Source organism: Streptococcus sp. HMSC057G03 (genome assembly GCF_001808745.1).
GTDB classification, from domain to species: Bacteria; Bacillota; Bacilli; order Lactobacillales; family Streptococcaceae; genus Streptococcus; species Streptococcus parasanguinis_Z.
The window spans coordinates 1-20,047 of sequence record NZ_KV794424.1 but is presented as its reverse complement, the minus strand read 5'-3'; the positions used below and the strand labels follow the sequence as shown (position 1 = coordinate 20,047).

At 44.0% G+C, this 20,047-nt stretch carries 20 protein-coding genes; 15 read left to right on the top strand and 5 right to left on the bottom strand.

What is annotated here, in order from left to right; translation table 11 throughout:
• Positions 1 to 37 precede the first annotated feature (37 nt).
• On the bottom strand, positions 38 to 283 hold the full coding sequence (locus HMPREF2686_RS05390) for a MarR family transcriptional regulator (RefSeq protein ID WP_070449532.1): 246 nt from the start codon (positions 281 to 283) through the stop codon (positions 38 to 40).
• A 152-nt stretch (positions 284 to 435) separates the two neighbouring features.
• Positions 436 to 2,124 (bottom strand): arginine--tRNA ligase, encoded by a 1,689-nt coding sequence (argS, locus tag HMPREF2686_RS05385; protein WP_070449529.1) that lies wholly within the window; start codon positions 2,122 to 2,124, stop codon positions 436 to 438.
• 104 nt (positions 2,125 to 2,228) lie between these two features.
• Here argS and argR point away from each other — a divergent pair, with 104 nt between their 5' ends.
• Together argR and mutS are read left to right on the top strand one after the other, a co-directional pair.
• Positions 2,229 to 2,669 (top strand): arginine repressor, encoded by a 441-nt coding sequence (argR, locus tag HMPREF2686_RS05380; protein WP_003009125.1) that lies wholly within the window; start codon positions 2,229 to 2,231, stop codon positions 2,667 to 2,669.
• Positions 2,670 to 2,778: 109 nt separating this feature from the next.
• Positions 2,779 to 5,328: a DNA mismatch repair protein MutS gene (gene mutS / locus HMPREF2686_RS05375; protein WP_070449526.1), complete on the top strand. Its 2,550-nt coding sequence runs from the start codon at positions 2,779 to 2,781 to the stop codon at positions 5,326 to 5,328.
• Positions 5,329 to 5,362: 34 nt separating this feature from the next.
• Here mutS and HMPREF2686_RS05370 read toward each other — a convergent pair whose 3' ends face one another.
• Both HMPREF2686_RS05370 and HMPREF2686_RS05365 read right to left on the bottom strand, forming a co-directional pair.
• Positions 5,363 to 5,818: a DUF3021 domain-containing protein gene (locus HMPREF2686_RS05370; RefSeq protein WP_021154102.1), complete on the bottom strand. Its 456-nt coding sequence runs from the start codon at positions 5,816 to 5,818 to the stop codon at positions 5,363 to 5,365.
• Entirely contained in the window at positions 5,812 to 6,252 is a 441-nt protein-coding gene (locus HMPREF2686_RS05365; RefSeq protein ID WP_049472114.1) for a LytTR family DNA-binding domain-containing protein, read from the bottom strand. The genes HMPREF2686_RS05370 and HMPREF2686_RS05365 overlap by 7 nt, the downstream gene beginning before the upstream one ends.
• Positions 6,253 to 6,501: 249 nt before the next feature.
• Between HMPREF2686_RS05365 and mutL the strand changes: the two genes are divergently transcribed.
• From mutL to HMPREF2686_RS05350, 3 genes are read left to right on the top strand one after another with little or no spacing between them, the layout of a single operon-like run.
• Positions 6,502 to 8,445, top strand: coding sequence for a DNA mismatch repair endonuclease MutL (gene mutL, locus HMPREF2686_RS05360; RefSeq protein WP_049472118.1), 1,944 nt, complete (start codon positions 6,502 to 6,504; stop codon positions 8,443 to 8,445).
• A 20-nt stretch (positions 8,446 to 8,465) separates the two neighbouring features.
• A complete protein-coding gene (gene ruvA / locus HMPREF2686_RS05355; protein ID WP_013904320.1) occupies positions 8,466 to 9,059 on the top strand; it encodes a Holliday junction branch migration protein RuvA in 594 nt (197 codons plus the stop codon).
• Positions 9,060 to 9,068: 9 nt separating this feature from the next.
• The gene (locus tag HMPREF2686_RS05350; RefSeq protein WP_070449524.1) at positions 9,069 to 9,635 is read left to right on the top strand and encodes a DNA-3-methyladenine glycosylase I; all 567 of its coding nucleotides are present in this window, start codon (positions 9,069 to 9,071) and stop codon (positions 9,633 to 9,635) included.
• A 211-nt stretch (positions 9,636 to 9,846) separates the two neighbouring features.
• On the opposite strand, the gene HMPREF2686_RS05345 is transcribed toward HMPREF2686_RS05350, so the two are convergent.
• Complete coding sequence (locus HMPREF2686_RS05345; RefSeq protein WP_049492653.1) at positions 9,847 to 10,878, bottom strand: S66 family peptidase; 1,032 nt, start codon at positions 10,876 to 10,878, stop codon at positions 9,847 to 9,849.
• Positions 10,879 to 11,255: 377 nt separating this feature from the next.
• On the opposite strand from HMPREF2686_RS05345, the gene HMPREF2686_RS05340 reads away from it, so the two are divergent.
• From HMPREF2686_RS05340 to cls, 10 genes are all read left to right on the top strand, one after another.
• The gene (locus HMPREF2686_RS05340; RefSeq protein ID WP_070449521.1) at positions 11,256 to 12,524 is read left to right on the top strand and encodes a competence/damage-inducible protein A; all 1,269 of its coding nucleotides are present in this window, start codon (positions 11,256 to 11,258) and stop codon (positions 12,522 to 12,524) included.
• 119 nt (positions 12,525 to 12,643) lie between these two features.
• A complete protein-coding gene (gene recA, locus HMPREF2686_RS05335; protein ID WP_003002082.1) occupies positions 12,644 to 13,789 on the top strand; it encodes a recombinase RecA in 1,146 nt (381 codons plus the stop codon).
• Positions 13,790 to 13,876: 87 nt separating this feature from the next.
• Positions 13,877 to 14,275 (top strand): transcriptional regulator Spx, encoded by a 399-nt coding sequence (spx, locus tag HMPREF2686_RS05330; protein ID WP_003009108.1) that lies wholly within the window; start codon positions 13,877 to 13,879, stop codon positions 14,273 to 14,275.
• A 134-nt stretch (positions 14,276 to 14,409) separates the two neighbouring features.
• On the top strand, positions 14,410 to 15,006 hold the full coding sequence (locus tag HMPREF2686_RS05325) for an SP0191 family lipoprotein (RefSeq protein ID WP_031576799.1): 597 nt from the start codon (positions 14,410 to 14,412) through the stop codon (positions 15,004 to 15,006).
• 123 nt (positions 15,007 to 15,129) lie between these two features.
• The gene (locus HMPREF2686_RS05320; RefSeq protein ID WP_003002070.1) at positions 15,130 to 15,396 is read left to right on the top strand and encodes an IreB family regulatory phosphoprotein; all 267 of its coding nucleotides are present in this window, start codon (positions 15,130 to 15,132) and stop codon (positions 15,394 to 15,396) included.
• Entirely contained in the window at positions 15,396 to 15,815 is a 420-nt protein-coding gene (gene ruvX, locus HMPREF2686_RS05315) for a Holliday junction resolvase RuvX (RefSeq protein WP_023919889.1), read from the top strand. The genes HMPREF2686_RS05320 and ruvX overlap by 1 nt, the downstream gene beginning before the upstream one ends.
• Positions 15,816 to 15,837: 22 nt before the next feature.
• Positions 15,838 to 16,143, top strand: a complete 306-nt coding sequence (locus tag HMPREF2686_RS05310; protein ID WP_003001941.1) for a DUF1292 domain-containing protein — start codon at positions 15,838 to 15,840, stop codon at positions 16,141 to 16,143.
• Between the two features lie 305 nt (positions 16,144 to 16,448).
• Positions 16,449 to 17,681: a bifunctional folylpolyglutamate synthase/dihydrofolate synthase gene (locus HMPREF2686_RS05305; RefSeq protein WP_070449520.1), complete on the top strand. Its 1,233-nt coding sequence runs from the start codon at positions 16,449 to 16,451 to the stop codon at positions 17,679 to 17,681.
• 75 nt (positions 17,682 to 17,756) lie between these two features.
• Positions 17,757 to 18,167: an SP_0198 family lipoprotein gene (locus HMPREF2686_RS05300; protein WP_049507409.1), complete on the top strand. Its 411-nt coding sequence runs from the start codon at positions 17,757 to 17,759 to the stop codon at positions 18,165 to 18,167.
• 276 nt (positions 18,168 to 18,443) lie between these two features.
• Positions 18,444 to 19,979 (top strand): cardiolipin synthase, encoded by a 1,536-nt coding sequence (gene cls / locus HMPREF2686_RS05295; RefSeq protein ID WP_049507407.1) that lies wholly within the window; start codon positions 18,444 to 18,446, stop codon positions 19,977 to 19,979.
• Positions 19,980 to 20,047 lie beyond the last annotated feature (68 nt).

Genomic DNA, 20,047 nt, shown 5'->3' with positions numbered 1-20,047 from the left:
GAATTACCGATTTCTGTCCCACTCTCTCTTTTACGCTTTATTTTAATTTTTCAGTGATTTCTTTAGCAAGTAGAAGCCCCAATCGATAGTCCTTGTTGATTGCATGGATGACATCGTTGATATTGTCGGTCTTTTGGATTTTTTCCTTGATGCTATCTTTGAAAGCTGGATCTTTCAAGAGTTGCTCTTGTAAGAGCCGTTGTAGTTTTTCTCTTTCGTACTTGTTAAATAAAAAGAGGATCACTAAACTGATGAGGATTAAGATGTAAACGGTTTGATTCATAGATTTCTCCTGTATATAAAGGATCTGAAAATGTAGAGAATGAAAGGCATTGGGCATGAGAAAAGGAGTGAGAAAGAACTAAATTGAATCGCATTTAGTTTCTCCTCTCACTCCCATAAGAGATGTTCTACTTATCCATCATAGATAAGAAATTACATTTTCTCAGGTGCATCGACACCAAGTAAGCGAAGGGCTTCTTTTAAGACTACTGCTGTTGAGTAGCTAAGAGCAAGACGGCTTTCGCGTTCTGGGCTTTCATCCAAGATACGAGTGTGTGCATAGTATTTGTTGAAGGCTTGAGCCAAGTTGATAGCATATTTTGCGATCAAGGATGGATCATAGTTTTCAGCAGCACGTTTGACAACACGAGAGAAGTCTTGGAGAAGCTTGATGATTTCCCAGCTTTCAGGATCGCTCAAGCTGTATGTCGCATCTGTAGATGGTGTAAAGTTTGCTTTACGAAGGATGGATTGGATACGAGCGTAAGCATATTGAACGTAAGGGCCAGTTTCTCCTTCGAAGGATACCATGGCTTCGAGGTCGAAGTCATAACCGTTGCGGCGGTCTGTCTTCAAGTCGTAGAATTTAACCGCACCAACACCGACTGCATGTGCCACTTCTTCCTTGTTTTCAAGTTCAGGATTCTTTTCTTCGATCTGAGCTTTGGCACGAGAGATGGCTTCTTGAAGAGTTGGTTCGAGAAGGATGATATTTCCTTTACGAGTTGACAATTTTTGGCGGTTTTTTGTCACCAAACCAAAGTCAACGTGAACCATATCGTCGCTCCAGTCAAATCCCATTTTCTTCAGAACAGCTTTCAACTGACGGAAGTGGTTGGATTGTTCTTGCCCTACAGCATAGATGTTTTTCACAAAGTTGTAAGTCCGTGCACGGTAGATAGCGGTTGCGATATCACGCGTGATGTAAAGAGTGGCACCGTCTGATTTCTTAATCATAGCTGGTGGAAGGTTCACATCATCCAACTCAACGATGCTAGCCCCTTTAGATTCTTTCAACAAGCCTTTGTCTTCAAGGATTTGAACCCCTTCGTCCATCTTGTCGTTGTAGAAAGCTTCCCCGTTTAAGCTATCAAACTCAACACCGAGGAGTTTGTAGATACGGTTGAATTCTACCAAGCTTTCGTCACGGAACCATTGCCACAATTCAGTGGCTTCTGGATCCCTATCTTCCAATTTTTTGAACCATTTACGTCCTTCTTCATCAAGCTCAGGATCGTTTTCGATTTCAGCGTTGATTCGAACGTAAAGTTTTAGCAATTCATCGATTGGGTTGGCTTCGACAGCTTCCTTGCTGCCCCATTTTTTGTAGGCCACCATCAAGAGACCGAACTGTTTACCCCAGTCCCCCAAGTGGTTGATTTTAATCGTGTTGTAGCCCATTTTGCGGAAGATGTTTGAAAGAGCATCCCCGATAACGGTTGAGCGCAAGTGACCAACTGAGAATGGTTTTGCGATGTTTGGGCTTGAAAGGTCGATGGTAATGTTTTGGCCATGACCTTCGTCTTGTTGGCCATAGTCTGCACCTGCTTCGATGACGGATTTGATTACTTGATCAGAGATCTTAGATTTGTCTAAGAAGAAGTTCACGTAAGGTCCAGTTGCAACGACTTTTTCGAAGGCACTTTGGTCGATCTTTTCAGCAATATCTGCAGCGATTGCTTGAGGAGCCTTGCGTTCCACTTTTGCAAGTGAGAAGGCTGGAAAAGCAATGTCACCAAGATCAGATGATTTTGGTTGTTCAAGCAAGTTTAAAATAGCATCTTGGTCAAGAGAGTCAATCACTTTGGCCAATTCACTAGCAATGAGTTCTTTATTGTTCATATTAGCTCCTTAGTCCTTTTAACTATTATTTTAACACAATTCTGAGCGAATTTTCAATTTTTTTGGTATAATTTAAAGTATATTTATTCAAAAGTGGAGGTCCAATGAAAAAGACAGAACGTCACCTTTTGATTCAACAAATGATTCGAAATGAAAAATTGTCGACTCAAAAAGAGATTCAGGATCGATTAGAAGCAAAAGGAATTGCTGTAACGCAAACAACTCTGTCACGAGATTTGCGCGATCTGGGTCTAGTCAAGGTGAAACGAAAAGACCAGTTGTATTATATTTTGCCCAATGAGCCTGAGGTGGCAGAGATTTATATTATGTTGTCCAGCCACGCCAAGTCTGTCTCACGAGCAGAATTCACCTTGGTCTTGCGGACAGAGCTAGGAGAAGCAGCTCTCTTGGCCAATGGTGTAGATGAAATGTCAGATGAGCGTATTTTGGGAACTGTAGCAGGGGCTAATACCCTCTTGATTGTCTGCCGTGACCAAGATGCAGCCATTGAAATTCAAAATGAAATTTTAGGGATGATGCAGTAATCAAGCCCTGTTAAGATGTCAAAAGGAGGAAGATAGTGAGCTATCTACTCCTGTTTTCATCTATGGGGCTTGCGTCAGAAAATGATGCAAGAGTAAGGAATAAAGAAGTATGGCAGTAGAGAAAATATCCCCTGGAATGCAGCAGTATCTAGATATCAAAAAAGATTATCCGGATGCCTTTTTGCTGTTTCGAATGGGAGATTTTTACGAATTATTTTATGAAGATGCAGTGAATGCGGCTCAAATTTTAGAGATTTCCTTAACCTCACGGAATAAAAATGCAGAGAATCCGATCCCTATGGCGGGTGTTCCCTACCACTCGGCCCAGCAGTATATTGATGTTCTCATTGAACAGGGGTATAAGGTCGCGATTGCAGAACAAATGGAAGACCCCAAAGAAGCCAAGGGGGTCGTTAAGCGTGAAGTCGTACAGGTGATTACGCCGGGTACAGTGGTGGATTCGACCAAGCCAGATAGTGAGAACAACTTCCTGGTTGCTTTGGATCGTTCAGGAAATGAGTATGGGCTAGCCTATATGGATCTGGTGACAGGGGAGTTTCAGGTGACGACCCTCAATGACTTTAGCATGGTTTGTGGAGAAATCCGCAATTTACGTGCGCGTGAGGTGGTCCTGGGTTATGAGTTGCCAGAACAGGAAGAGCGTGTGTTTGTGAGCCAGATGAATCTCTTGTTGTCACATGTAGAGACGGCGCTCGACGATGTTCAACTCTTAGGGGATCAGTTGAGTGAGCTCGAAAAGAAAACGGCTGGAAAACTTCTCCAGTATGTCTACCAGACACAAATGCGGGAATTGAGCCACCTCAAAAAAGCCCATCATTATGAGATTTGCGATTTCTTGCAGATGGACTTTGCGACCAAGGCTAGTCTTGATTTGACAGAGAATGCGCGAACTGGGAAGAAACATGGTAGCTTGTATTGGTATTTGGATGAAACCAAGACGGCCATGGGCGGTCGTTTGTTGCGGTCCTGGATTCAGAAGCCCTTAGTCGATTTGAAACGGATTCGAGAGCGACAGGACATCATTCAGGTCTTTATGGATCATTTCTTTGAACGGAGCGATTTGACCGACAGCCTCAAAGGGGTCTATGACATTGAACGCTTAGCGAGTCGGGTTTCCTTTGGCAAGATCAACCCTAAGGATCTCTTGCAGCTAGGAGATACTCTGGGGCATGTGCCGACGATCAAGTCGATTCTACTGGGGATTGGTGATCCAGTCTTAGATGTCTTAATTGCACGCTTGGATGAACTTCCTGAGTTGCACCGCTTGATTACCTCAGCTATTGCTCCGGAAGCGTCTGCTGTTATTACGGAGGGAAATATCATCCGAACTGGGTTTGACGAGCAATTGGACCAGTACCGTGTCGTTCTTCGGGATGGTACTGGTTGGATTGCTGAGATTGAGGCCAAGGAGCGCGAAGCCAGCGGCATTACAGGTCTAAAAATCGATTACAACAAGAAGGATGGCTACTATTTCCATGTCACCAATTCTCAATTGAGTCACGTTCCTGCTCACTTTTTCCGCAAGGCGACCTTGAAAAATTCAGAACGCTTTGGTACGGAGGAATTGGCTCGCATCGAAGGAGATATGCTAGAGGCGCGTGAGAAGTCTGCTAATCTGGAATATACGATTTTTATGCGGATTCGGGAAGAAGTTGGCAAGTATATCCAACGTCTGCAACAATTAGCTCAGGCGATTGCAACGGTTGATGTTTTACAAAGTTTAGCCAGTGTCGCTGAGTCGCAACGGTTGAATCGTCCCCTTTTTCATGAAGAACGACGAATCGCAATCGACAAAGGCCGCCATCCGGTTGTTGAGAAAGTGATGGGAGCCCAGTCCTATATTCCTAATAGCATCTTTATGGATGAGGAACGGGATATTCAGCTGATTACGGGGCCAAATATGAGCGGGAAGTCTACCTATATGCGCCAATTGGCGATCATTGTGATTCTTGCCCAAATTGGCTCCTATGTTCCAGCGCAAAGGGCCGAGTTGCCAATCTTTGATGCGATTTATACCCGGATCGGAGCTGCTGATGACCTGGTATCAGGTCAGTCTACCTTCATGGTGGAAATGATGGAAGCCAATCACGCCATTCGCAAGGCAACGTCCCAGTCCTTGATTTTGTTTGATGAGTTGGGGCGGGGAACTGCGACCTATGATGGGATGGCCCTCGCCCAATCCATCATCGAATATATCCACGATCGTACTGGTGCCAAAACCTTGTTTGCGACCCATTACCATGAGTTGACGGCTCTCTCAGAGACTTTGACCCGTTTGGAAAATGTCCATGTTGCGACCTTGGAGCGAGATGGTCAGGTTACCTTCTTGCACAAGATTGAACCCGGCCCAGCAGATAAATCCTATGGGATTCACGTGGCCAAGATCGCTGGTTTGCCAGAAGAATTATTGAAGCGGGCGGATGCGATTTTGACCAAGCTCGAAGGACAAGCCCAGCAAGTACCGCTTGCGGATACAACTCCTAAAAAGGAAGTGTCTTCGCAGGTTGCTGAACAAATGTCCCTCTTTGAGGAAGAGACAGAAAATACGGTGATCACAGAATTGAAGAATCTGGATCTCTACAATATGACTCCCATGGAAGTCATGATGGCAGTCGCCGAATTGAAAAAGAAATTATAAAAGAAGATCCTCGTGACGGCGAGGATCTTCTTGCTTAGTGGTTAGTAATGCTTTGATTGATTTCTTGGACTTGTTTTTTATAAAAATGATGGGAGACCAACCAGATGATCACGTAAACGAGGGTGAATTCGACAACGAGTGAGAAGTAAAATCCGAGTCGTGCTGGAAACCAGCCGGCCAAGGTAGCTAGGGGAATAAACCCAAGTAACATGAGTAGGTAATGGCTCAGAGTAGCCCGTAAGAGGCTCCAGTCTTTTTGAAAGAGGAGACTTCCGAAGCTAAAGAGGACCCCAATCGCACCCCAAACGAGAGCACAATAGAGCATGACCAGTGAGCCGTGAACATGATGCAAGAACATCCAGCGACCGACTGCAGAGTTGGGACTTAAGGGAAGGTACAACTCAGGTGAGAAGAGGTAGGAAAAGAAGATGGATAAGATGAGCCCGATGAAAATCCCTTTTAGGGCGTCAGAAAAAGATTGTTTTAGCATGATAATTTCTCCTTAATGGCTTTTAAGTAACGACGGGAGGAGTAGGTCAGACTCCCGTTTTTAAGATAGATTTGCACCGATCCTCCACTGGTAAAGTGCAGGTGATCGATTTCTTTTGTGTTGATAATTTCAGATTGGGAAATTTTGAGAAAGCAGGTCGGCAAGTCTTCAGATAGCTGATAGAGTGGTCCAGTCAGAATAAATTGATTTGTCATAGTCTCGCCAATTACTTGCCGATTTTCAATGTAAAAACGTTGGAATAGTTGGCTTTCGATCAGGTAAGCTTCCCCATCCTTTTTAGCACGTAAGCGCCCTTTTTGATCCAATTCTTCCACAAAGTCACGAATTTTCTCTACACGCGCAGACAGTGCAGGTGCTGTGATCATCACCGCTTCTTCTTGGAAGTGGGAATCAATTTGTACTTCAACTTTCATAAGATCGTTTCTCCCTCCTTTGGGTAAAGTCGGTTGGCCTGCTAGCCCGGCCCCTTCTTTACACTACTATTAAACACTTTTTCCAAAGGGAAGACAAGGGGATTTGTCTATGTGGTCGTTTTCTTTGCCTATGCGGTTTTTAAGGAAGAAGATGGGGACAAGCCTACGTTTTTTAAGAAAGGGAGTCTTGTAGATCTGTGGTATAATAGAGCTACATGTATCGGTGAAAAAATAGGTAAAGGAGCAGACATGTCACAGATTATTGAATTGCCAGAAGTCTTAGCCAATCAGATTGCGGCGGGTGAAGTGATTGAACGACCTGCTAGTGTGGTCAAGGAGTTGGTTGAAAACTCGATCGATGCTGGGGCTAGCCAGATCGTTGTTGAAATCGAAGAAGCAGGATTGAAGTCGATTCGGATTACAGACAATGGGGAAGGAATTGCGCACGATGAGGTCGCTTTAGCCCTCCGTCGACATGCGACCAGTAAGATCAAGAGTCAAGCGGATCTTTTTCGTATTCGAACGCTTGGTTTTCGTGGTGAGGCCATGCCTTCCATTGCTTCTGTCAGTATTCTAACCCTTCTAACGGCGCAAGAAGGAGCTGCCCACGGGACCAAATTGGTCGCAAAGGGTGGTGAAATTGAGGAAGTGGAGCCAGCGACAAGCCCTGTCGGAACCAAGATCACAGTGGAAGATCTCTTTTTTAATACACCTGCTCGTCTCAAGTATTTAAAGAGCCAGCAGGCAGAGCTATCCCATATCGTGGATATTCTCAATCGCTTGAGCTTGGCCCATCCTGAGATCGCCTTTACCTTGATCAATGATGGAAAAGAAATGACCAAAACAGCGGGGACTGGCAATCTCCGGCAAGCGATTGCAGGTGTCTATGGACTTGCGTCTGCTAAGAAGATGGTGGCCATTGAAAATCGCGACCTAGATTTTGAAGTGACGGGCTTTGTGTCTTTGCCTGAATTGACTCGTGCCAATCGCAATTACATCAGTCTCTTTATCAACGGCCGTTACATCAAGAATTTCTTGCTCAATCGAGCTATTTTAGACGGCTACGGCAGTAAACTCATGGTGGGGCGCTTTCCGCTCGCGATCATTAATATCCAGATCGACCCTTACTTAGCGGATGTCAATGTTCACCCTACCAAGCAAGAGGTTCGTATTTCCAAAGAACGAGAACTGATGGCCTTGATCTCCCAGGCCATTGCGAACGCTTTGAAAGAGCAGGACCTGATTCCGGATGCTCTAGAAAATCTAGCCAAGTCGACCATTCGCCGAACAGAAAAGCCAGTACAGACAACCCTGCCTTTAAAAGAAAACCGCCTCTATTATGACCGAGAGAGCCAAGATTTCAAGCTTCGACCAGAAGTGGCAGATCCTCAACGGCCTCTAGCAGATGAGACTGCTACTGAAGCTAGAATCCAAGAAAACCCAGTAGAAAAACCAACAAGCGCGATCAAGTTTGCGGAAAGAAAGGCTGTGGTTTATGATGAACTGGATCATCCAGAGTTGGATCTGGCTAGTCTAGACAAGGTCTATGATAAGTTGGATGGGGAAGAACATTCGACCTTCCCAGAGTTGGAATATTTTGGTCAGATGCATGGAACCTATCTCTTTGCCCAAGGCAATGGGGGCCTTTATATCATTGACCAGCACGCGGCCCAAGAGCGGGTCAAATACGAAGAATACCGGGAGAGCATCGGGGACGTAGACGGCAGTCAGCAACAACTGCTGGTGCCCTATATCTTTGAGTTCCCTGCAGACGATCTAATCCGCCTACAACAGCGCAAGCACCTCCTAGAAGAAGTGGGCGTCTACTTAGAAGAATACGGAGCCAACCAGTTGATCTTACGGGAGCATCCGATCTGGATGAAGGAGGAAGAGATCGAGTCGGGTATCTATGAAATGTGTGATATGCTCCTCTTGACCAAGGAAGTGTCCATCAAGAAATACCGAGCTGAGTTGGCTATCATGATGTCCTGCAAACGCTCTATCAAGGCCAACCATATACTGGACGATTACTCTGCACGGGATCTCATCTATCAACTGTCCCAATGTGACAACCCCTATAACTGCCCCCACGGCCGTCCCGTCTTGGTTAACTTTACCAAGTCAGATATGGAAAAGATGTTCCGACGTATTCAAGAAAATCACACCAGTCTACGGGAATTGGGCAAGTATTAAACAAACAATAAAGGAAGATTATGTACGAATACATTAAAGGAATTTTAACGAAAATCACTGCTAAATACATTGTGGTAGAAACAGCTGGGATCGGCTATCTCTTGCATGTGGCCAATCCCTATGCCTACTCTGGCAAAATGAATCAAGAGGTGCAAGTCTATCTGCACCAAGTGGTCCGTGAAGACGCTCACCTTCTCTATGGCTTTGCGACAGAGGAAGAGAAACAGCTCTTTTTAAACTTGATCTCAGTCTCTGGGATTGGACCTGTCTCAGCTCTGGCTATCATTGCTGCGGATGACAATGCAGGCCTTGTCCAAGCTATCGAAAGCAAGAACATCACCTACTTGACCAAGTTTCCAAAGATCGGCAAGAAAACAGCCCAACAGATGGTGCTGGACTTGGAAGGTAAGATCAATCTTGATCTAGAAGATGCACCGGCTCAGTCCAAAGCCAAAGTTGCAGAAGAAAACCAAGCCCTTGAAGAAGCTATGGAAGCCATGTTGGCATTGGGCTACAAAGCAACGGAACTCAAGAAAATCAAGAAATTCTTTGAAGGAACTTCTGATACTGCTGAAAACTACATCAAGTCTGCCCTTAAGATGTTGGTCAAATAGGAGAAGAAGATGCCAAAACGTTGTAGCTGGGTTAAAATGACCAATCCGTTATATATAGCCTACCATGATGAGGAATGGGGACAGCCCCTCCATGATGACCAAGCGCTTTTTGAGTTGCTCTGTATGGAGACTTATCAGGCCGGTCTATCTTGGGAAACGGTCCTCAATAAACGGCAGGCTTTCCGAGAGTCTTTTCATGGCTATCACCTTCAAAGTGTCGCGGAGATGACGGATGAGGAACTGGAGGCTTTGATGGACAATCCAGCTATCATCCGAAATCGTGCAAAGATTTTTGCGACACGGGCCAATGCTCAAGCCTTTCTACAAGTCCAGGAGGAATTTGGATCGTTTGATGCTTATCTTTGGTCTTTTGTCAATGGGAAAACCATCGTCAATGATGTTCCAGATTACCGGCAGGTTCCAGCGAAGACAGCTCTTTCTGAGAAGCTAGCCAAGGACCTCAAAAAGCGTGGTTTTAAGTTCACCGGACCAGTCGCAGTTTTATCCTACCTACAAGCAGCAGGATTGGTTGATGACCATGAGAATGCTTGTGAATGGAAAAGTGGAAATAAGTAACTTTAGATGACTAGAACATCAGAGAATATAGAAAAAGAGAGTGGGACAGAAATCGGTAATTCGTTAGAATTCGATTTCGTCGTCCCCCCTCCGCACAGTTGAGTAGGGCTGTAAAAGCTGATGAAATCAGCGTAGTAGAGCCCACTCAACCACTGCGTCTTGCTCTACAATCCAAAAATAATTGAGAGGCTAGGACTTTTGTCCCAGCCTCTTATTTGTTATAGTCAAAGCGAATGACTTGCTCCGTTGCATCTACATGGGCATGGACTCCGAATGGGACAATTGCTCTTGGAGTTGCGTGTCCAACATTTAGATTATAGACAATCGGGATATTGCTATCAATGATCTCCAATAGTGCTTCTTTATAGTCGTCATAGAAAGTTTCATCCATAGGTTTTCCGACCAAGAGTCCACTGATGACCTCGAATATACCAGTTTCCTTTAAAGTCCTCAACATCTTTTTGAAGTCTTCAGGATTGGGCTTTTCTTGGCTGGTTTCTAGCAAGAGGATTTTTCCTTCCCAGTCGGATAAGTCAGGGAAAAGTTTGTATTTTTGGCAGAGGTCTGTGCTATCTGCGTGTAGAGAGTTGTCAAAAATATCATAGAGAGACTCAAGACAACCACCTAGGATTTCTCCCTCAAACTGAGCATTGCCTTGTAACAAGTCAAAACCTGTATTTGCATGGCTGACACGAGGTGTTCCCAAGGCTTTGGGACTAAAATCAGTCCGTTCCTCATACCAAACGTCACTAGGGCGAATTTCTGAGATTTTTCCAGTCTCAATCAATTCTTTAAAGTAGTGGCAGCTATATGGCAACATTTCCTTGTCTAACTCACAAATGTCTGCAAAAAAGGATTGTCCATAAAAAGTCTTGATTCCTAGTTTATGCAACATGAGATGGTTCATGGTCGTATCCGAGAAACCGAGAAAAATCTTTGGTTTGATAACCTTTTGTAGTTGGTCATTTTCAAAAAGATAAGGTAGCAAGCGATAGGTATCGTTTCCACCGATGGCGCATAAGATCATGTCGATACTATCATCAGAAAAGGCCTGAATTAAATCCTCCGCACGAGCTTCGGGATGTTCTTTGATAAAGTCTAAGCCTTTTAGTGAATGAGGTAAAAAGATAGGATTGAGTCCGAGGTCTTTGAGTCGTTGGACCCCCAAGTACACTTCGTGCTTGACAAAGTCCTCTCCGATAATCCCACTAGATAAACTTACGATACCAATAGTAGAAACCATATCTCATCCTCCTAGAAATAAATTGATGCTATTGTATCACAAAAGATGAGGGGGAACAACAAGAATTAGAGTCAGAAGAAGGCTTTTAGATCAAGAAAGTAGTAAAAAAGCAACCACTCGATGTGGTTGCTTCAGAATATAGATTAGCTCTATCAACAATAGAAAATAGCCCTTTAGAAGTTGATTGCCACATAGTTAAAACTCTTAGGGATGCTGATGTAATAGTATTTCTAAGAGTTTTTTACTTTATACTCTAAAAGAAAAAGATTGAAGAAAGTTGTCCAAAATGTACTTTATCTTCAATCTGTTTTTTAAATAATTTAGGAAATTGTGTTAAAATGAAATGAAAATTACGAATAGTATAAGTGGGAGGCACCATGAAGGCGGAAATTATTGCAGTTGGAACAGAAATTCTAACAGGACAAATTGTGAACACCAATGCTCAATTCTTGTCTGAAAAATTGGCTAGTTTAGGGATTGATGTCTATTATCATGTGGCGGTAGGAGACAATGAAGGTCGTCTCTTCTCGACCATTGAGACAGCTTCAAAGCGCAGTGATTTGGTGATTTTATGTGGTGGACTTGGGCCAACAGAGGATGATTTAACCAAGCAAACCCTTGCTAAGTTTTTAGGGAAAGAACTGGTTTTTGATCCGACAGCACTTGCTAAACTCGACACCTTCTTTGCTAGTCGCCCTGATTATGTCCGGACACCCAATAATGAGCGACAAGCACAAATGATCGCCGGATCAATCCCCCTTCAAAACCGTACAGGTCTCGCGGTTGGAGGTTTGATTGAAGTCGATGGTGTGGCCTATGTCGTTCTCCCGGGCCCTCCAAGTGAGTTAAAACCCATGGTCAACGAACAATTGGTGCCTCATTTGACAACAGGGGAACAGCTTTTTTCAAAAGTCTTGCGCTTCTTTGGGATTGGGGAAAGCCAGCTGGTTACGATTTTAGCAGATATCATTGAAGAGCAGAGTGATCCGACGGTGGCCCCTTATGCCAAGACTGGAGAAGTGACCTTGCGTCTATCTACAAAGGCGAAGGATCAAGCTTCAGCGGATGCGAAGCTCGATGTTTTAGAAAAGGAAATCTTATCACGCCACACCCTGGATCATCAACCCTTGCATGAACTGTTTTACGGTTATGGGGATGACAATTCGATGGCCAAGGTGGCCTTTGATCTCTTGAAACGGACTGGTAAGACTATTACAGCTGCAGAAAGCCTGACAGCTGGCCTTTTCCAAGCGACTTTGGCAGACTTTTCAGGGGCGTCCAGCATCTTCGCGGGTGGTTTTGTCACCTATAGTCTGGAAGAAAAAAGCAAGATGTTGTCTATTCCAGCTCAAGAGTTAGAGCAACATGGAGTGGTGTCTCACTTTACAGCTCAAGCCATGGCTTCACAGGCCCGTAAGTTAACAGGATCCGATTATGGTGTTAGCCTGACCGGAGTTGCGGGGCCAGATAGTCTAGAAGGGCACCCAGCAGGGACTGTCTTTATCGGACTTGCGACTCCAAATGGAGTGGATAGTGTCCAAGTCAATATCGCTGGACGTAGCCGGGCGGATGTCCGCGAAATTGCAGTTCTTCATGCCTTTAATTTGGTGCGCTTGGCTGTATTAAATGGTGAAAATTTGGTATAATGAAGCTTGTGCCAAATGAAGAATAATTCTAAAAATGGATAGGAAATGTGCCTTTCAAATGACGGAAAGCGTCAGTGAGTTGCATACATTTCCTGTATAGTAAAAAATAGGAGAAAAGAATGGCGAAAAAACAGAAAAAATTAGATGATATCTCTAAGAAATTTGGAGATGAGCGTGAAAAAGCGCTTAATGATGCCCTGAAGTTGATCGAAAAAGATTTTGGTAAGGGATCGATCATGCGTCTGGGCGAACGTGCAGAGCAAAAAGTACAAGTCATGAGCTCTGGTTCCTTGGCGCTTGATATTGCCTTGGGTGCTGGTGGTTATCCAAAAGGTCGGATCATCGAAATCTATGGTCCAGAATCATCTGGTAAAACAACCGTTGCCCTCCATGCAGTGGCGCAAGCACAGAAAGAAGGAGGCATTGCTGCCTTTATCGATGCCGAGCATGCCTTGGATCCATCATATGCAGCAGCTCTTGGGGTTAATATCGACGAACTTCTCTTGTCTCAACCAGACTCAGGGGAACAAGGACTTGAAATTGCTGGTAAATTGATCGACTCTGGGGCGGTTGATTTGGTGGTTGTCGACTCTGTTGCTGCCTTGGTACCACGTGCGGAAATCGATGGAGATATCGGGGATAGTCACGTTGGTTTGCAAGCTCGAATGATGAGCCAAGCGATGCGCAAACTCGGAGCTTCGATCAATAAGACCAAGACCATTGCCATCTTTATCAACCAATTGCGTGAAAAAGTTGGGGTCATGTTTGGGAACCCTGAAACCACACCTGGTGGTCGTGCCCTTAAATTCTATGCTTCGGTTCGTTTAGATGTTCGTGGAAATACCCAAATCAAGGGTACTGGTGACCAAAAAGATACCAACGTTGGTAAGGAAACCAAGATCAAGGTTGTAAAGAATAAGGTAGCTCCACCGTTTAAAGAAGCCATGGTTGAAATCATGTACGGGGAAGGAATTTCACGTACAGGTGAATTGGTGAAGATTGCAACAGATTTGGATATCATCCAAAAAGCGGGTGCGTGGTACTCCTATAATGGCGAAAAAATTGGTCAAGGATCTGAAAATGCTAAGAAATTCTTGGCTGACCACCCAGAAATTTTCGACGAAATTGACCACAAGGTTCGGGTTCATTTTGGTTTGATCGAAGAAGACGAAGCAGTGAAAACCCTTGATAAAACTGAAGAAGCAGCTCCTGTCGTAGAAGAAGTAACTCTAGATTTAGATGACGCGATTGAAATTGAAGATTAATTTTTTTCAAAATAGGTCGCTAGACTGATGGTTTTTGTGTTATAATTTAATACGATAGTATTATCGTGTAGCGAAAGGAGTGCATGCATGATTAAAATTTATACAGTGTCAAGTTGTACGAGCTGTAAAAAAGCAAAGACTTGGCTCAACGCTCACCAGCTAACTTATAAAGAACAAAACCTCGGTAAGGAAGGGATCACCAAAGAAGAATTATTGGATATCCTTACAAAGACTGAAAATGGAGTGGCAAGTATTGTCTCTTCAAAAAATCGATACGCTAAAAATCTAGGAGTGGACATCGAAGACTTGAGTGTCAATGAAGTCATTGACATCATCATGGAAACACCTCGTATTCTTAAAAGTCCGATCTTGGTAGATGACAAACGTCTCCAAGTGGGCTACAAAGAAGACGATATTCGTGCCTTCTTGCCACGATCAGTTCGAAATGTAGAAAATGCAGAAGCGCGGATGCGTGCAGCTCTTTAAAGTGATTGAAAATCAGAAACAATTGTTTCTGATTTTTTCTTTTTAAAAATCGGAATGAAAAGCAGTTTACTGCGCCATTTTACGAAATCTATGATACAATATTTTAGAAAACAATAACTAGTAAGGAATGGAAAATGAAAAGGAAAATCTTCTTATTGGGTGCGCTTGCCTTGTGTTTGACTGGATGCGGTCAAAAAAAACAAGCGAAAACGCCAAATTCAAGTGAACAAAAAGCAATCCAAGCAAAAGCAGAGCAGCTGCAAAAGGATAATAAGAGTATTCTGCAAAAAGCTGAAGAAAATAAAGTCATCACTAGAACCTTTGTCTTTCCAAAAGATGACAAGGGGACACAACAAACGCAAATCGTCACCTATGTGGGGAATACCTTTAAAAAGTTGGAGACCATCAATGTGACGGCAACTGATGAGGAGTTGAAAAAAGGGATCCAACAGGTTGGAGTAGAGGAAGCGCAAAAGCAGTTGAGAGAATCCTTTAACAAGGACGATGCCTTTAAGGAAGCTTTGACAGTGCCAGGTTTCACAGCTGATTTAACCTTGGAAAATGAGAATGAATACAAGGTAACCATCACCTATGACTTTGAAGCAATGGATGTGAAGAAGGCTGAAGGCATGACTTACTTCAAAAACAATCACTTACCAGAGTTGTTGAAGTTGACACCGAGTCAATTTGCGGATAATCTTATCAATGCTGGAGCAAGTGAGCAAAAATAAAAAACAGTTTAGCTAAAATAGCTCAAAAATGCTTGAAAAAGCCGTAAAATCAAGGGCTTGGCCGTTGTGGAAAACTCTTAATTATGGTATAATAGTAATATTCTAAGGAAAGAGGGTGTTCTTGTGGGATTTACAGATGAAACAGTACGTTTTAATCTTGATGATTCAAATCGTAAGGAAATTAGCGAGACCTTGAAAGATGTTTACTTGTCACTGGATGAAAAAGGCTACAATCCAATTAATCAAATCGTAGGATACGTACTCAGTGGTGATCCTGCCTATGTACCTCGTTATAATAATGCACGGAACCAAATTCGTAAATATGAACGAGATGAAATCGTTGAAGAATTGGTACGTTATTATTTGAAAGGGCAAGGAATAGACCTCTAATGAGAATTATGGGATTGGATGTTGGCTCGAAGACCGTCGGGGTTGCTGTGAGTGATCCTCTCGGTTTTACAGCTCAGGGTCTTGAAATCATCCAAATCGATGAAGACAAAAAAGAATTCGGTTTGGAGCGCTTAGCCGAATTAGTAGCTCAATACAAGGTAGACCGTTTTGTTGTAGGCTTGCCGAAAAACATGAACAATACCAGCGGACCGCGTGTGGAAGCCAGTCAGGCTTATGGCGCGATGATTGCTGAAAAGTTTGGCTTGCCTGTCGACTACCAAGACGAACGGTTGACGACAGTTGCTGCAGAGCGGATGTTGATTGAGCAAGCAGACATTAGCCGTAGCAAACGTAAAAAAGTTATTGATAAGTTAGCAGCGCAGCTTATTTTACAAAATTATTTAGATCGCAATTTTTAGAAAGAAAACGAGGAAGAATAGTATGGCACATGATCATAACCACGACCATGAAGAACGTGAATTAATTACATTGGTGGACGAACAAGGAAATGAAACCTTGTTTGAAATTCTTTTGACCATTGATGGCAAAGAAGAATTTGGGAAAAACTATGTCCTTTTGATCCCTGCAAATGCAGAAGAAGATGAAAACGGCGAAGTTGAAATCCAAGCTTACTCATTTACAGAAAACGAAGACGGAACAGAAGGCGACCTTCAACCAATCCCAGAAGACTCAGATGCAGAATGGGACATGATCGAAGAAGTCTTCAACAGCTTTATGGAGGAGTAAAAATGTTCAGTGAACATTTTTACCCTTGCGCTAAAAATAAAGACCGCAAGTAAGTCCGGGGGACGTTTTTAGCCCAACTCCTAGAAACTAGAAAGAGTTGGTAAGTCCGGGGGACATTTTTACCCTTGCGCTAGAAACAAAGACCGCAAGTAAGCCCGGTGGACGTTTTTAGCCCTGCTTCAAGAAACAAGAAAAAGCAGGAAGTCCGATGGACTTGCTGTAAAAATGAGAAAGAAATAACTACAAAAGAAAGGAGCGCAAACGTCAGGAGAGGTTTTGTCGCTTTTTTCTTTTAGGAGGAAGATGTGAATAAGATTGAGCAATGGATGAATAGTCGGATCGGTCTGAATTTTCGATCGGGACTGGATCGTATGGAGCAGGCAGTGAGCCTTTTAGGGAGGCCGGATAAGGCATACCCGATCCTTCATGTGACAGGAACCAATGGGAAGGGATCCACAATCGCCTTTCTGCGTCAATTATTGATGGCTCACGGAAAGAAGGTTGGGACCTTTACCTCTCCTCATATGATCAGTATCCATGATCGGATTTGTATTGGGGATCAGCCGATTTCAGATGAAGATTTTACTCGGATTGGTCAAGAAGTCCAACAAAAGGAGCAGATCTTGCTTCAAACCCAGGACCAACTCTCCTATTTTGAGATTATCTGCCTCATGGCCCTCTTGTATTTTAAGGAACAAGCTGTGGATGTAGTCTTGTTGGAAGTTGGCATCGGTGGGCTTCTAGATACGACCAATGTAGTGACAGGAGAGATCGCAGTGATCACTTCGGTTGGCCTGGATCACCAGGAAACACTGGGAGGGACGATTGCAGAAATCGCCCAGCAAAAGGCAGGAATCTTTAAGAAGGGCAAGAAGGCTGTTGTGGGCCCTTTGCCTGCTGAGGCTACAGCTGTTTGTCAAGACAGAGCCGAGCAATTGGATGTGGATCTCCACGCCTTCCAGAACGATTTTGGCTTAGAGCAGGATCGTTTTTGGAATGAAAGCGTGGAACTTATCTTTCCGTCTCTGGGCTTGAAGGGTGATTACCAACGGGAAAATGCTGCAGTAGCTCTAGAGGCCTTTCTCCTCTATATGGAGGGCCAAGATCAAGAAGTGGATATGGATCAGGTCAAGCTTGCTTTGCAAGAGACGCGGTGGCCGGGCCGTCTAGAGTTGTTTGGCGACCAGGTGTATCTGGATGGCGCCCATAATCCTCATGCTATGTTGCGCTTGATCGAGTTTGCCAACAGCTTAGCAGGGAAGCGCGTGAAGATTTTATTTGGGGCCCTCAAGCGAAAAGATTATAGCGGGATGCTCCAAACGCTTCAAGCGGGATTGCCGGAAGCTGAATTGATTTTGACGACCTTTCATTACGGTGAAGTGGTGGCACAAGGCGACCGACAAGACCTGCCCTATGTAGCGGACTACAAGGCCTATATCAAAGAGTTTATGGATCAGAGCCATCCAGATGAGGTTTTATTTGTGACAGGTTCCTTGTATTTTATTGCAGAAGTAAGGGCATTTTTATTAGAGGGTTAAACAATTGACCTAAAGACTTTCTTGGCGTATACTGGTGGTAGATAGATACGACGAAGGCGAAAGGAGTCGATTTTAATGAAAAAAATCATGTCTATACTGACCTTGGCGGTGGCCCTTTTCCTGACTGCTTGTAGCCAGCACGAACAACAGCAAAAAGTCTCGAGTAGCGCTAGCTCAAATTCATCTGAGACAGTGGCTTCGGCCAATGAAAAGCCAGAGCAAGGGGTGTCCATAGATGGAAGCTATCGGGGACAGGATGAGGAGAATACAATTCTACTGGTTGTGACGGGTCGAAAAGGCACGTTTACGGTACAAGATGCTGATGGAGAAGAAGAGACCAAAGAGGTCAGTATTGATCCGGTCAATCAATCCATGCGTATCGGGGATGAACCCTATCGCTATCGGATCGAAGGGAATCAGTTGTCGCTAGAAGATCTGGAGCAAGCAGAGGATGATCAAGGGATTATCGTTTTAACCAAGCAATAAGGGACGAAACAAGAGAGAGTGGGACAGAAATCGGTAATTCGTTAGAATTCGATTTCGTCGTCCCACCTCCGCACAGTTGAGTAGGGCTGTAAAAGCTGATGAAATCAGCGTAGTAGAGCCCACTCAACCACTGCGTCTTGCTCGACAATCCAAATACAATTAAGAGGCTAGGACTTTTGTCCCACTCTCTTTTTGTTTGTCTAGAAGGGGTTTGGTTGGTCGTTGCAACGGGTAAAAAGAATTGGTATACTAGTAGAAAGAAAAAAGGAGGATGCTGTGACCTTTCGAAAATTACGTCTATTAATGTCCAAATATGGATTTAGTATTTTGTTTATGGGCTTTGAACTATGGGCATCCTTTGCGGCCTTCTTTTGGCTCAATAAATGGTTCCCTCATTGGCTATCAGTTGCGGTTATTGGGCTCTTATATGTGACGACGATTCTAGCTATTGTCAACCGCAATACCCCTCCTGAGAATAAGGTGACCTGGCTCTTGATTGCCGTCATTCCTGTCTTTGGATCACTCTTGTATCTCATGTTTGGAGAGCGACGTTTGTCCAAAAAGGAAATGATCCAGCTGAAAAATATGGAGTCCATGAAGTTTCGAGAGGACAATAGTCATCAGTTGCGTAAGGAGCTCAAGCAAGAAAGCAAGGCGGGTTATGGCTTGGTCAAGTCGATTTTATCCATGGACCACAATGCGGATCTCTACAATGGGACAGCATCGACCTTTTACCCTCTAGGGGAGGCTATGTATGAGCAACTACTAGAGGATCTAAAAGCAGCGAAAAAATTTATCTTCATCGAGTTTTACATCATTGACGAGGGCTTGATGTGGAACAGTATCCTAGAGATTTTAGAGCAGAAAGTGAAAGATGGGGTTGAAGTCAAACTCCTTTATGACGATATCGGCTGTATGGCAACCTTGGCTGGGAACTATACCAAACGATTGCGAAAGATGGGGATTGATGCCCATAAGTTTAACAAGGTGATCCCCCGTCTAACAGTGGCATATAACAACCGAGACCACCGCAAGATTCTGGTTATTGATGGGCAGATCGGCTATACGGGTGGTGTCAATTTAGCAGACGAGTACATCAACCACATTGAGCGGTTTGGTCACTGGAAGGACAGTGCCATCCGCTTGGATGGACGAGCTGTTAAGGCCTTAACGCGACTCTTCCTCATGAACTGGTACATCAACCGTGGGGAAATCGAGGATTTTGACCGCTATCATATTGAAAACAAGGCAGTCGAAGGCGAAGGGCTCTATATTCCCTATGGGAGTGGACCAAAGCCGATTTACAAGTCGCAGGTCGGAAAGACGGTTTATCAAAATATGATCAACCAAGCGACGGATTATGTCTACATCACAACTCCTTACTTGATCATTGACTATGATTTGACAGAGGATATCCGCAATGCAGCCCTTCGAGGGGTAGATGTTCGGATCGTGACCCCGCATATTCCAGATAAAAAATTAATCCAAATCGTAACTCGTGGGGCTTACTTGGATCTGATGGATGCAGGAGTAAAGATTTATGAGTATACCCCTGGTTTTGTCCATAGCAAGCAAGTCCTGGCAGATGACGAAATGGCGGTTGTAGGGTCGATCAACTTTGACTACCGCAGTTTGGTCCATCACTATGAAAATGCTGTCTGGATGTATCGGACGCCTGCCTTGAAAAAGATTCGGGAGGACTTTGACCATATCTTTGAAGTGTCTCAAGAAATTACAGAGGATACCTTCCGCTTTACATGGCACCAAAGCTTAATCAAGGAAATTATGCAATTGTTCGCACCGATGTTGTAATAGGTGTGGGAATACAGAAAAAAGAGTCAGAAGCTGTGTACTGACCCCAAAAAGTTAGACAAATAATT

Bases quoted from the DNA above. Each gene is read 5' to 3' on its own strand.
- HMPREF2686_RS05340 (WP_070449521.1), top strand. From the start codon at position 11,256: ATGAAGGCGGAAATTATTGCAGTTGGAACAGAAATTCTAACAGGACAA.
- HMPREF2686_RS05310 (WP_003001941.1), top strand. From the start codon at position 15,838: ATGGCACATGATCATAACCACGACCATGAAGAACGTGAATTAATTACA.
- HMPREF2686_RS05365 (WP_049472114.1), bottom strand. From the start codon at position 6,252: ATGAAAGTTGAAGTACAAATTGATTCCCACTTCCAAGAAGAAGCGGTG.
- HMPREF2686_RS05300 (WP_049507409.1), top strand. From the start codon at position 17,757: ATGAAAAAAATCATGTCTATACTGACCTTGGCGGTGGCCCTTTTCCTG.
- argR (WP_003009125.1), top strand. From the start codon at position 2,229: ATGAAAAAGACAGAACGTCACCTTTTGATTCAACAAATGATTCGAAAT.
- spx (WP_003009108.1), top strand. From the start codon at position 13,877: ATGATTAAAATTTATACAGTGTCAAGTTGTACGAGCTGTAAAAAAGCA.
- ruvX (WP_023919889.1), top strand. From the start codon at position 15,396: ATGAGAATTATGGGATTGGATGTTGGCTCGAAGACCGTCGGGGTTGCT.
- recA (WP_003002082.1), top strand. From the start codon at position 12,644: ATGGCGAAAAAACAGAAAAAATTAGATGATATCTCTAAGAAATTTGGA.
- HMPREF2686_RS05390 (WP_070449532.1), bottom strand. From the start codon at position 283: ATGAATCAAACCGTTTACATCTTAATCCTCATCAGTTTAGTGATCCTC.
- ruvA (WP_013904320.1), top strand. From the start codon at position 8,466: ATGTACGAATACATTAAAGGAATTTTAACGAAAATCACTGCTAAATAC.
- HMPREF2686_RS05325 (WP_031576799.1), top strand. From the start codon at position 14,410: ATGAAAAGGAAAATCTTCTTATTGGGTGCGCTTGCCTTGTGTTTGACT.
- argS (WP_070449529.1), bottom strand. From the start codon at position 2,124: ATGAACAATAAAGAACTCATTGCTAGTGAATTGGCCAAAGTGATTGAC.
- mutL (WP_049472118.1), top strand. From the start codon at position 6,502: ATGTCACAGATTATTGAATTGCCAGAAGTCTTAGCCAATCAGATTGCG.
- HMPREF2686_RS05345 (WP_049492653.1), bottom strand. From the start codon at position 10,878: ATGGTTTCTACTATTGGTATCGTAAGTTTATCTAGTGGGATTATCGGA.
- mutS (WP_070449526.1), top strand. From the start codon at position 2,779: ATGGCAGTAGAGAAAATATCCCCTGGAATGCAGCAGTATCTAGATATC.
- HMPREF2686_RS05370 (WP_021154102.1), bottom strand. From the start codon at position 5,818: ATGCTAAAACAATCTTTTTCTGACGCCCTAAAAGGGATTTTCATCGGG.
- HMPREF2686_RS05350 (WP_070449524.1), top strand. From the start codon at position 9,069: ATGCCAAAACGTTGTAGCTGGGTTAAAATGACCAATCCGTTATATATA.